Source organism: Ruminococcus sp. FMBCY1, from assembly GCF_023921805.1.
In the GTDB taxonomy this organism is placed as follows: domain Bacteria; phylum Bacillota; class Clostridia; order Oscillospirales; family Acutalibacteraceae; genus Ruminococcoides; species Ruminococcoides intestinale_A.
Genome location: NZ_CP074197.1, coordinates 686189 through 698520 on the forward strand (window position 1 = coordinate 686189; position 12332 = coordinate 698520).

Sequence of the window (12332 nt, forward strand, 5' to 3'; positions counted from 1 at the left end):
TTATACACGTCCTTCATTCTTCGCCTCGGCTCTCAGATAAACGTCTGCAAGATATTCATAGCCTTTAGCTGCGGCACAGATGTCGTTAATGAACTTTACACGGTCGAGATTGCCGTGATAAAAATTCTTGATCAGACAACCGCCACCGCCGCAGACGCAGAGCGTCATCGTACTTTCATCATAGCCGTGCTCACGCAAGCGACGGAAGATCTCAGCGACATATTCCTCGGCAATAGCGGTGATGATCTCCAAATCGGAAGCAAGAATATCTGCCGTGCCTGTCTGCAACACCTCGTCGATGATATAGTCGTTCAGCTCTCGGCGTGTCTTGCGCATAAAGACTTCACGAATAGCGAGGGTGCATTGATAAGTGCCGAACTTCTCGGTGAACATCTTACCGCTTTGCGGCTTGCCGTTGACAAGATAAAGTGTGTTCATCGTACCGTTACCGATATCGGCTACCATACTCAATCCTTTGAGCGTAGACTTGATAGGTACAACCGCAGAATAACCCTGCGGATAGATTTTTACATCACAAATTCGGATATGATAATCTACATTCCGAAAAGTGAACGCTACCTCTTTGCTCTTTGACAGATAAGCGGCAAAATCCGCTTTCTGTCCGCTTGTCCAAGTTAAAGGCAAGCCTGCGGCAATAATCACATCCGCTTCGGTCAGCCCTTTGTCCGAAAGCTCGGTTGAGATAGCAGCGAGTGTGAGGACATAGTAATCCTCATCATTCTGCTTTTCGGGCAGAAACTCTTTGTGTCCTTCGCCTATCAGATAATACTTGCCGTTGTAGGTTAGCATATCCTTTGTGAACAGCGGTTCGCTGTCGTGGGCAGTGATACCCGTCTTGAAACAATGGTTAGCGGTTTTGATGTTGCCGTAACCGTGGTCGATATCGATAATCTTAAAATTATTTAGTGTTTTCATAAAATCATCCTTTCAGTTTTTCGTTGTAGGCGAGTATGTCGCCGTAGAGTTTTGGAAAAGCAGGCAATATGCATTTCAAAAGATAGTTGCAGTAAATGCCGTACTTGCTGATCAGCTGCACGCAGCTGTGTTCTTCGCCGTAGTCGAGTAACAGGCAGTTGTCGTCAATGCAGTTGCAGCACGAATGACGGACAATGCGGTTTACTCTGTCGGACAGCTCTTCGGTAATTTTCAGCACCATAGCTTGTTCCTCCTTTCGTGTATTTTGGAGGGCTTTTCGTCCCTCTACTGTATTAAATACACGAAAATCCGAAAACTTAGGGTTTTAAGAAAACATAGTGAAAATCAAAAAGAAAACACTAAAAAACGGCTTGAATACTGAACGATCAGAATTCAAGCCGATAATTTTATATTACGGAAAACAATAATTCAAAATTTTTTCAAAAATTTCTTCTAAAGCGGAGCAAAGGGAGTTTTATGGGACACCTGTTTTGGTAGACTTGATAGTGAGGAGGTGTTGATTTTGGAAAAAATCAGCTTTTTCAGCGCCGATTTTCGTGACGGAAGAATACGGATCAGCAACAAAATTTACCCTGCCGGTACGTTCGCTACGCACCTTTTGAATCAATACTATAAGGACGATACGGCGGCTCGGTTGGCTGTATACAAACAATACAGCTGGCATTTATACGATACGATCTCTGCCGGTTATCTTGATAACAATGATGTTTTACGATCTGGGTGGGAGATCCACCAAATCTTAAAAACCTTGCCTAAACTACAACCGTTCACTAAGCTGGATGTTGAAGCAGAGTGTATTAGAATAGCTGAACTTTTCACAGAGAACAACGCTGACTTTATCCGAGAGTATTTCAATGCAAAGGCTCAAATATTAGCTATGGGAATCAATAAATCTGCTTTGGATTTGCTCCCGATTGGAATAGATAAAGTTCAGCAAAAAACAGCGGACAACCTACTTAATGATATGATGACAACACTGGCTTTCTATGATCGTATCAGCAACGATATGAGAGAAGCATTTGAGGGCTTAACCGAGTTCTGCGACAGGCTTAATGAAGCAGAACGCTTCGATGAGGCACACCTATTACCTATTGCGCTGGACATATTCGGCAATGAAAAACTTGATGTAACATCCGAGTATGTCGCTATGCGCAAGACAGCAAAGAGCAAAACGATGGTTACAGCGAGAAGAATGTATTTTGATAATTACTATAGCTTTGTGCTGACGGATTTTTTTGAGGGCTTGTACTACGGTCATTATCCGAGAAGGTGTCCGATCTGCAAGCGCTATTTCCTGATGACTTCTGCAAGGCGGCAGGTGTATTGCAACGGTATTGCGTCCTATATGCTGAAAGGAAAAACAATTACCTGCCGAAAATATGCGGCGAGGATGAAGGAAAAGGAGCTTTCCGAAGGTAACCCTATCAATCCAATTTACAAGAGCCGTTGCTCTGCAATTCGTGTAGAACAAAAAAGAAGCACCATTACAGCAGAGTTTGCTGCAATGGCGCTGAAAGTCGCTAAAGAGTATTGGCAAAAAGCAAAGTATGATGACAACTACGCTAACGGTCAATTTAAAATGGATATGAAGCGTGAGAATATATATATAGAAACGGACAGGAGAATCAAGCAAAAGTGAGCCATATCGAGAAAAAAGAATTTGAAATATACCGCATTAATCCGCCACCGCCTGAATGGGATTTGCAGGAGTATATTCGGCAGTATATCCAGACCGGCGATGACAATTATTTCTATTGGTTCCTACACTATTACGAGCCGTCGTTAAATGAAAAGGCGAAGTTTTTTAGGAATAAATACTCAATGGAAGAACATTTTGCCGATATAAAGCAAAGCATTGTAACAGGCTTATGTAAGGCTCTGATGAAATACGATATTTCCATAGCTCCTTTTCTGCCGTATGCTCAGAGGTATATGGAGCGTGAGGCGCATACCTATATCCGCACAATGCGGACGGGCTATTCCGTGCAGAGCGAATTTGAATATGCCCGACTTCGTAAAGTGATGGATATTTTCAATCATTCAGGCGGTGAATTTACGGAGGAAACCGTTTCTCAGGTTGCAGCGCAAATCGGTGAAAGCTATGATAAAACAAAGTCTATCATTGAAGGCGGTATTCTTACTGAAAACTATGTAGATGTTCAGAGTAACGATGAGGACGACGAACAGACAACAGATTTTCTTCTTCCCGATTCCTCACTCAATCCTGAAAATATCTATTTCAAGCAGGAGCTTTATAACAAACTGTATGAAGCCTATGACAGCTTGGAATACACAGAAAAAATAATGCTCGCCCAGCACCTCGGCTTTTGCCCTGAGTGTTTCAGTAATCACTATGCCGACAAAACCGATTTAGACGAAAATGGCAAACCGAAGGAAAAGCTCATCAAACCGCTGCCTTATACCGACATCGCCACCGATCACGGATTTAGCGATGCCGATACTGCAAAGAGAATTTGTAGAACAGCCTTTAAAAAAATCAAATTTCTTATATGAAAATCATCAAATTTGATTGAGCTTTGCAAAGATTTATGCTATAATTTTCATATATTTATATGAGTTTTCTATCAAGGAGGTTGTAATTATGGCTGTTAGTTATAAAAAGCTTTGGAAATTGCTCATTGATAAAGATATGAATAAAAGCGATCTTGAGCGTGAAGCAAAAATCACTCATTATTCATTGAGTAAGCTTTCACAGGGCAAGGATGTTTCTACTGAAGTCTTAGGCAAAATTTGCGAAACGCTGGATTGCACGATAGACGACATTATGGAGTTCGTACCGGAAGAAAAATAAAAGTTTCAACACAAAGAATCACCTAACTTTGGTACGATAAAAAGGAGTTAAAAAATGAACAAACAGCAATTAGCGTCATTAATTTGGGATACCTGCAACGATATGCGTGGATCAATTTCTGCCGTTGAGTACAAGGATATTATATTAGGTTTTATCTTCTACCGTTTTGTTTCCGAAAATGAAGTTTCTTACCTAAAGAAACAGGATTGGACTATGGAGATAATGGCAGAGGAACTGACGGAAGAAGATAGTGAAACCGTTCAGCAGTGCAAAGATCACCTTGGATATTTTATTGCCTATAAAAACCTTTTCTCTACTTGGAAGGATCACACAGCAACTTTTACGGTGTCTGATGTAACTGACGCCCTAAATGCATTTGTCAGAAATATTGGCAGCAATCCCGATCATCAAAAGCTTTTCAATGAGATTTTCAAATCCTTGTCTGAAAAACTGAGCAAAATGGGATCCATCAGCAACCAGACTTCTCATATCAAGAACATCATAAAGATAGTCAGCCGTATTCCTATGGACGAAAATCAGGGCTACGATGTACTCGGATTTATTTATGAGTTCCTGCTGAAGAACTTTGCGTCCAACAGTAAGAAGGACGGAGAATTTTACACGCCGCACGAGATTTCGATATTGATGTCTGAAATTGTAGCCCATCATTTGCGTGACCGTGAGCAAATTAATATTCTCGATCCAACCAGCGGATCGGGTTCTCTGCTTATCAACATCGGTCAGAGCGTGCAAAAGTATTTGCAGGACAGCGGCAATATCACTTATTATGCGCAGGAGCTGATTCAGGAAACCTTCAACCTGACGCGAATGAATCTTGTTATGCGCGGTATCAATCCGTCCAATATCAAGGTGCGTCGTGGTGATACATTAGCAAACGACTGGCCATATTTTGATGATAATGATGAAAACAGCTACGAGTATGTCCCTGTTGATTGTGTGGTTTCTAATCCGCCGTATTCACATAAATGGGATGCAGATAACTACACAAACGATCCTCGTTACAAAGAATATGGTATCGCTCCTGCTTCAAAGGCTGATTACGCTTTTCTATTGCACGATTTATACCACCTAAAAGATAACGGCATTATGTGTATCGTTATGCCTCACGGCGTTTTGTTCAGAGGTGGTTCCGAAAAAGACATCCGCACTCAGTTGGTAGAAAACAATAATATAGAAACTATTATCGGACTTCCTTCAAACTGCTTTTACGGCACCGGTATATCAACCATTATTATGGTACTGAAAAAACACCGTGGAGCCAGTGATATTTTAATTGTTGACGCTTCAAAGGAGTTCTTTAAGGACGGCAACAAAAACCGCCTGTCCGGTCATCATATCAAAAAGATAGTTGACGCTGTTTTGAACAGAGAGAACATTCCGCATTTTGCTTCTCTTGTTTCTAAACAAACGATTAAAGATAACGACTACAACCTCAACATCCCCCGATATGTTGAATCGGAGGAAAAAGTTCCTGTTGATTTACACGCAACCGTATTTGGAGGAATCCCGAATTATGAGGTTGAGCATCTCAAAAAATATTGGGAAGCTTTTCCGTCACTATGCGATGAGCTGTTTACACGCATTAATGAACACACCTCAGAATTATCCTGCGATTCAGTTATTGATGCTATCAAACAAAATGCTGATGTTATTGCATTTGAAGCGAATTACAAAGAAACTTTCCAAGCGCTTGAAGATCAGCTCTATGAGCTTTTGATCGACAATCAGGTAAAAAACGTTGCTGCTCTGAAAGAAGAAATCACCAATCGTATTTTTGAACTATGTCAGCAGTTTGACATTGTGGACAAGTATCTTGTATATAAAGCCTTTGACGATGTTTGGAAACAAATCAGCCTTGATTTGGAAGCAATCTGCTTGCAGGGATTTGACGCTGCACGTAGTGTAGAAGATATTGAAGTATATGATAAGAAGGAGAAAAAGGCTGTCAAAAAAGGAGAAGAAGGCAGAGTTATACCCTTCGCTTTGATTCAAAACCATCTATTTGCTGATGAATTCACACAAATGGATGGTTTGAATAAAGATCTGTCCGGCGCAACATCGGAATATGAATCTTTCTGGGAAGGGCTGGACGATGAGCTCAAGGAAGAACTGAAAAAGAAAGATGACGGTGATGAGCAGTCTGAAGCAAAGCTTGATACAAAGCAGCTAAAAGCAAAGTATCAGGAGGTTTTGGCAACGCTATCTAACGATACAACGAAGATGTACGCGGAATACGCTGCGTTGAAGCCTAAACAGAAGGTGGAGTTTCAGAAAAGGCATCCGGAACTCGTTTGGCCCGATGAAACGGAAAAAGTCAAAAATGGTACCTATAAACAATCGGCGATTAATGCGATTGTTGAGCAAATCAAAAACGACATCGAAATCGACGAGGAAGAAGATGATTATAAGATCCGTCATTTGTACCTCCTCGGTCAGCAGATTTCTGCTCTGAAAAAACAAATCAAAGCACTTAAAACCGACCTTGATATCAAGGCACGAGAAGCGATTGTAAAGCTGTCGGACGATAAAATCAAGATGCTGTTGAAAGAAAAGTGGCTGACGCCTGCTATGGAGAATATCAATGTCATTCCGAACGCTATTATCTCCAATTTGAACCGTTCCGTGAATGATATTATAACCAAATACGATAATCCAATTCTTACCCTTGATACCGATATAGCAAAGACCGAGGAATCATTATCCGTTATGCTTAACGACTTAACAGGTGATGCTTTTGATATGGCGGCAGTTCAGCAATTCAAAACACTGTTGGGAGGAAAAGAAAATGAATAAAACTCCGGCAGTTAGATTTATAGGATTTGCAGAAGATTGGGAACAGCGTAAGTTTGGAGATATAGTTCAAACAAGGCGTGGCTTAACATATAAACCAACAGATATAGAAGAAAGCGGCATTAGAGTTTTACGCTCTTCCAATATTGATGAGGATACTTTTGTTTATGGCGTTGATGATGTATTTGTTAATCCATATGCCGTTAATATTGAACCAGTTAGAAAGAATGACATATTGATTACATCTGCAAATGGTTCTTCGAGACTGGTTGGAAAACATGCCTTAATTAAAAAAATATCTGATGGTTCTGCTGTTCATGGTGGTTTTATGCTTTTGGGTAGAACTAAGAATTATGATTTTGTGAATGCATCAATGAGTTCTTCTTGGTATACAAAATTTATAAATGTTTTTGCGGCTGGAGGAAATGGAGCTATTGGTAATCTAAATAAAAATGATTTAGATGAACAGATTATTTTGATACCTGATGATGCTGAACAAATAAAAATCGGTGAATATTTTGCCGCTCTCGACAACCTCATCACTCTTCATCAGCGCAAGTATGAAAAGTTGAAAAACATCAAAAAATCAATGCTTTACAAAATGTTTCCGAAAAATGGTTCAAATGTACCGGAAATTCGTTTTAAGGGATTTACTGACGCTTGGGAACAGCGTAAGTTTGGAGATATAGTTCAAACAAGGCGTGGCTTAACATATAAACCAACAGATATAGAAGAAAGCGGCATTAGAGTTTTACGCTCTTCCAATATTGATGAGGATACTTTTGTTTATGGCGTTGATGATGTATTTGTTAATCCATATGCCGTTAATATTGAACCAGTTAGAAAGAATGACATATTGATTACATCTGCAAATGGTTCTTCGAGACTGGTTGGAAAACATGCCTTAATTAAAAAAATATCTGATGGTTCTGCTGTTCATGGTGGTTTTATGCTTTTGGGTAGAACTAAGAATTATGATTTTGTGAATGCATCAATGAGTTCTTCTTGGTATACAAAATTTATAAATGTTTTTGCGGCTGGAGGAAATGGAGCTATTGGTAATCTAAATAAAAATGATTTAGATGAACAGGTTATTTTGATACCTGATGATGCTGAACAAATAAAAATCGGTGAATATTTTGCCGCTCTCGACAACCTTATCACCCTTCATCATCGCAAACTTAAAAAACTAGAACAAATAAAACAAGCAATGCTTCACAAAATGTTCGTGTAAGAAGCGGAGGCAACTATGTCATACAAAAACGAAACAGAATTTGAAAACGCCTTGATTGCCAAGCTGACGCAACTCGACAATCAGTGGTCAAGAGAGATTCTGGCATACAAAACCGAAGAAGAGCTGATTGAAAACTGGGCAAAAATTTTGTTCAGCAATAACAATACAACCGATAAGCTCAACGGCTGTCCTCTGACCAAAACGGAAATGGGACAAATCATATCCCAAATCAACGGCGAAACTCCCTTTGCCATCAATCGCCGATTAAACGGCAGATATATTTCTATCATCCGTGATAACTCCAAGGATACACAGCACGTTGGAAAACGTGTGGATCTGTTCCTCTTTGACAAGGATGAGATTGCCGCAGGAAGAAGCGTATACCAGATAGCTCGCCAGCCAAAGCTCCCCATCTCGTCAGAAATTCTCGGCAACCGCAGAGGCGATTTGATGCTATTAATCAACGGTATGCCGCTGTATCATATTGAACTGAAAAACAATCCTGTTCCTGTTGAACAGGCGTGTAATCAAATCAGCAAATATATGCAGCACGGCGTATTTACCGGCTTCTTTTCACTTGTTCAAGTGTTTGTCGCAATGACGCCGACCGAAACACTGTACTTTGCGAATCCCGGACGTGAAAGAGCTTTCAACTCCGACTACTATTTTCATTGGGGTGACTTCAACAATAAGCATATTGTCGACTGGGAAGAAGTTGCAGAAAAGTTCCTTTCTATTCCGATGGCGCACAGACTGATCGGTTACGGTACGATTGCGGACGGAACAGATAACATTCTCAAAGTAATGCGCAGTTATCAGTATCACGCTGCTTATAAAATCTATTCGCAGGTAGTCAAGCGAGTAGATTGGGATGATGACGGACAAAAGGGCGGCTATGTATACCACACTACCGGCAGCGGTAAAACAATGACGAGCTTTAAGTGCGCACAGCTGATAAAGTCCTCCGGTAAAGTTGACAAGATTGTTTTCCTGATGGATCGTGACGAGCTTTGGAAACAAACTTATGATAATTATCGAAACTTCTCGGACTGTGATGATATTGAAGATACCGCTAACACCAACAGCCTACTCTCAAAGCTGGAGAACGACACACCCAATTTGCTGATTGTTACGTCTATTCAGAAGATGAGTAACCTGACAACCGTCAATCCTACTCCGAATGCGGCACGTATTGCAAAGGTGCAAAAGAAAAAACTGGTGTTTATCGTTGATGAAGCCCATCGTTCTACCTTCGGCACAATGCTCCGTGATATAAAGCTGACCTATCCGAGAGCAATGTTCTTTGGCTTTACAGGTACTCCTATTATGAAGGAGAACGCAGTTGACGGTATTACGACCAAAGTCTTATTCGGCACGTGTCTGCACAAATATACAATCTCAGAAGGAATCAGAGATAAAAATGTTTTAGGGTTCAAGCCTTCAAAAGTCGTAACATTTGACGAGGAAGATTTCAGAGAAAAGGTTGCTCTGATGAAGCTCGGCAAAGATAGCGTCGAAGGTCTTACCGATGAAGAATTCAAAAAATATCACGCTCTTGCTTCCCGAGATATGGACAAGGTGGAAGCAGACGTCAGCAACAGTCTGTATGCCGACGGAGATACCGGAAAAGAGCATCGCAAAAATGTGGTTCAGGATATTCTTAATAAATGGGAACGAATCAGCTTCCGTGGTAAATTCCACTATATTCTCGCTACATCCTCAATCCGTGAAGCGATTAAATACTATCGTTTATTAAAAGACAACGATAAAGATTTGTTTGTCACTGCTGTTTTTGATCCGCATACAGATAATACAAGCGATGATATCTTCAAGGATAAGGCAGTAGAAGAAATCCTCATTGATTACAATAACCATTTCAACTTCAAGTTTACAGTCGGCGCTTATCGTCGATTCAAGGATGATGTTTGCTCTCGTCTTGCGCACAAAGAACCTTACAAGGATATTGATACAAGAAGAGAGGAAGCGGTTAATATTGTTATCGTTGTTAATCAGCTTCTTACCGGATTCGACTCGAAATGGATTAACACCTTGTACTTGGATAAAGTAATTGATTACGAGCAGTATATTCAGGCTGTTTCAAGAACAAATCGCCTTAACGGATATGAAAAGCAGTACGGAATTATCAAGTATTGCAGAAAGCCGTACACAATGGAGAAAAACGCAAAGGAAGCTCTGCAACTCTATGCGGAAGCTGGTTATCAAGATGTATATGTTCCGTCTTTAGGACAGAACATCATCGGAATGAATAACGATTATCAAAGCATCATCAAGCTGTTCGAGAAAAACGGTATTGAGAATTTCAGCAGACTTCCCGATAATCAGGGTGACATCAAGCTGTTTGCCGACTTGTTCAATAACATCAGCAACAATTATTATCGCTCTATTCCTCAGCTTTTTACTTGGACGAAGAGAACTTATATCACAGAGGATGCCGGAGAGGTAACAGTTGATCTCGATGAAAGAACATACGAAATTCTTCATCAAAGATACAGCGAAATACCGAGGACTGTTCAGCCCGGCGGCGATATGATTTATGACATCAAGGCTTTTCTTACCGAGGTATCATCAAATGAGATTAACCGTGCGTTTATGGAATCTCAGTTTGCCGAAGTATTGAAAGACCTTTCCAATGGTGCAAAGCCGGAAGAAATCAAAGCATTGCTCAATGATTTGAAATCCAGTTTTGCAGAATTGCCGGCAGAGGATCAGATTACTGCCGAAGCTATTTTGGAAGATATTTACTCCGGTGCGCTAAAAGATTTTGACGAAGGAAAAACTCTTGCTGAGTACATCGAGATTTATAAGAGAAATACACTGAAAGCAAATATCAAAGTATTCAGCGAGGCGTTTGGTTTTGATAAAGATAAGCTGGCAAGAATTATGGTTTTCCACCTAAAGGAAGAAAAGCTGTATGAAGGCGGACTTTTTGATCAGATAATGGAAACACTTGACCGTGCAAAAGCGAAGGAAACTATGGAAAAACTGGAGGATTGCACCATCAGACCGCACCGTGTAGTCCAAAAAGCAGAAGGATATCTGAAGAAGTTTATCCTGTCCGGCGGGAATGTTAGCTTTATGGATTAAAAGCATAAAAACACCTAATAGAGCAAGGAGGTTAATCTTATGCAAGATGATTACACAACACTTGAAGACGTGGTTAGAGCACAATATGCCAACGTTTTTTGGACTCACAAGATACAAGAAAAGCAAGCAGAGATATATGAATTTCGTCACAAGTTGTTTTCTTGGATTAATATAATCTCTGCGTCGCTTACTTCTGCTGGTATTATTTCAATTGTTTTTGTTGACCAGTTTTGGATAAAGTTAGTTTCTGCTATTGTGTCTTTTGTTACCACAACAATGAGTGCTTTATTAGCAACTTTTGATTATAAGAACTTGGCAAAATCGAATAAAACCGCAGCTACGAAACTCGTATGTTATAGAAATGAATTATTATCACTGCTTGGAAGAATAAGAATTAAAGAAAAAACCGCAAAAGAATTGTTTGATGAATTTGAAAATCTGCAAAGCAGTATACACGAAGCATATCAGGACGCTCCAAATACAACTAATCGTGCAGTTGCAAAGGCAGGAAAAGCTATCACTGAAAGTAAAGATGGCACATACTCTGACGAAGAAATTGATAGACTTTTACCTGATACACTAAAGAGGAGGAATATAAAGTGAGCTATAACGTCAAAAAGCACGGAGAAGTTATTTTGACAGACATTAGAACAAGCATCTCAACTCGGTATAAAGCGGTCACTAAAGCAATTAACCGTGAATTTTGGGATTCTCAAAGTGACAAAGAACATAGTCTTTACGTTGGTTCCTATGGACGAGGAACAGCAATTAATACCAGTGATGTTGATATTCTTGTTGAATTACCTGAAGATGAATACAATCGCCATAACGTTTATAAGGGAAATGGGCAGTCCAGACTATTGCAAGCTGTAAGAGAAGCAATACTTAATACATATCCTCGTTCAGATGTACGAGCTGATGGACAGGTTGTTAAAATAGCTTTTTCCGATGGTATGAAATTTGAAATACTGCCTGCGTTTGTTACATACGGATGGAATGGTATAATTTATAAATATCCTGACACAAATATGGGTGGGAATTGGCGTTCAACTAATCCAAAAGCAGAGCAGGATGCTATGCGTGATAAAAACAAATCAAGTAATGGGTTATTATTTGACACCTGTAAACATATGCGATATATTCGAGATAACTACTTTAAAAGTTACCATCTTTCCGGAATAGTTATTGATAGCTTTGTTTATGCTGCAATCAAGAACTGGAGATGGACAACACCAGAAGAATCTTCATCTGCTGCTGAACCAGGTGAGTACGAAAAATTGCTTTATGATTATTATTTGTATAATCTGCGATTCTCAAATACAATCAATGCTCCGGGAAGCAATGATTATGTAGATGTTTCAAGCAGTAAAGATTGCTTAGAAAAAGTTTTATTGAAAATGTGTAAATAGAATC

10 protein-coding genes are annotated in these 12332 nt (G+C 39.9%); 8 read left to right on the forward strand and 2 right to left on the reverse strand.

What is annotated here, in order from left to right; genetic code table 11:
- Together KGF34_RS03175 and KGF34_RS03180 are read right to left on the reverse strand one after the other, a co-directional pair.
- Positions 1-936 (reverse strand): ParM/StbA family protein, encoded by a 936-nt coding sequence (locus KGF34_RS03175; protein WP_252559779.1) that lies wholly within the window; start codon positions 934-936, stop codon positions 1-3.
- Positions 937-940: 4 nt separating this feature from the next.
- Positions 941-1177: a cysteine-rich VLP protein gene (locus tag KGF34_RS03180; RefSeq protein ID WP_227176779.1), complete on the reverse strand. Its 237-nt coding sequence runs from the start codon at positions 1175-1177 to the stop codon at positions 941-943.
- Positions 1178-1459: 282 nt separating this feature from the next.
- Here KGF34_RS03180 and KGF34_RS03185 point away from each other — a divergent pair, with 282 nt between their 5' ends.
- The 8 genes from KGF34_RS03185 to KGF34_RS03220 all read left to right on the forward strand — a co-directional run bounded on the left by KGF34_RS03185 (position 1460) and on the right by KGF34_RS03220 (position 12328).
- On the forward strand, positions 1460-2596 hold the full coding sequence (locus KGF34_RS03185) for a DUF6076 domain-containing protein (protein WP_252559780.1): 1137 nt from the start codon (positions 1460-1462) through the stop codon (positions 2594-2596).
- Entirely contained in the window at positions 2593-3471 is an 879-nt protein-coding gene (locus tag KGF34_RS03190; RefSeq protein WP_252559781.1) for a hypothetical protein, read from the forward strand. Before KGF34_RS03185 ends, KGF34_RS03190 begins: the two co-directional genes overlap by 4 nt.
- Before the next feature lie 88 nt (positions 3472-3559).
- Positions 3560-3769, forward strand: a complete 210-nt coding sequence (locus tag KGF34_RS03195; RefSeq protein WP_252559782.1) for a helix-turn-helix transcriptional regulator — start codon at positions 3560-3562, stop codon at positions 3767-3769.
- Between the two features lie 54 nt (positions 3770-3823).
- The gene (locus KGF34_RS03200) at positions 3824-6583 is read left to right on the forward strand and encodes a type I restriction-modification system subunit M (RefSeq protein WP_252559783.1); all 2760 of its coding nucleotides are present in this window, start codon (positions 3824-3826) and stop codon (positions 6581-6583) included.
- The gene (locus KGF34_RS03205) at positions 6576-7814 is read left to right on the forward strand and encodes a restriction endonuclease subunit S (RefSeq protein WP_252559784.1); all 1239 of its coding nucleotides are present in this window, start codon (positions 6576-6578) and stop codon (positions 7812-7814) included. Before KGF34_RS03200 ends, KGF34_RS03205 begins: the two co-directional genes overlap by 8 nt.
- A 15-nt stretch (positions 7815-7829) precedes the next feature.
- The gene (locus tag KGF34_RS03210) at positions 7830-10919 is read left to right on the forward strand and encodes an HsdR family type I site-specific deoxyribonuclease (protein ID WP_252559785.1); all 3090 of its coding nucleotides are present in this window, start codon (positions 7830-7832) and stop codon (positions 10917-10919) included.
- Positions 10920-10958: 39 nt separating this feature from the next.
- A complete protein-coding gene (locus KGF34_RS03215; protein ID WP_252559786.1) occupies positions 10959-11522 on the forward strand; it encodes an SLATT domain-containing protein in 564 nt (187 codons plus the stop codon).
- Positions 11519-12328, forward strand: coding sequence for a nucleotidyltransferase domain-containing protein (locus KGF34_RS03220; RefSeq protein ID WP_252559787.1), 810 nt, complete (start codon positions 11519-11521; stop codon positions 12326-12328). The genes KGF34_RS03215 and KGF34_RS03220 overlap by 4 nt, the downstream gene beginning before the upstream one ends.
- Positions 12329-12332: the final 4 nt, after the last annotated feature.

Coding starts and splice junctions, on each gene's coding strand:
- KGF34_RS03205 (WP_252559784.1), top strand. CDS start 6,576: ATGAATAAAACTCCGGCAGTTAGATTTATAGGATTTGCAGAAGATTGG.
- KGF34_RS03215 (WP_252559786.1), top strand. CDS start 10,959: ATGCAAGATGATTACACAACACTTGAAGACGTGGTTAGAGCACAATAT.
- KGF34_RS03195 (WP_252559782.1), top strand. CDS start 3,560: ATGGCTGTTAGTTATAAAAAGCTTTGGAAATTGCTCATTGATAAAGAT.
- KGF34_RS03180 (WP_227176779.1), bottom strand. CDS start 1,177: ATGGTGCTGAAAATTACCGAAGAGCTGTCCGACAGAGTAAACCGCATT.
- KGF34_RS03175 (WP_252559779.1), bottom strand. CDS start 936: ATGAAAACACTAAATAATTTTAAGATTATCGATATCGACCACGGTTAC.
- KGF34_RS03210 (WP_252559785.1), top strand. CDS start 7,830: ATGTCATACAAAAACGAAACAGAATTTGAAAACGCCTTGATTGCCAAG.
- KGF34_RS03200 (WP_252559783.1), top strand. CDS start 3,824: ATGAACAAACAGCAATTAGCGTCATTAATTTGGGATACCTGCAACGAT.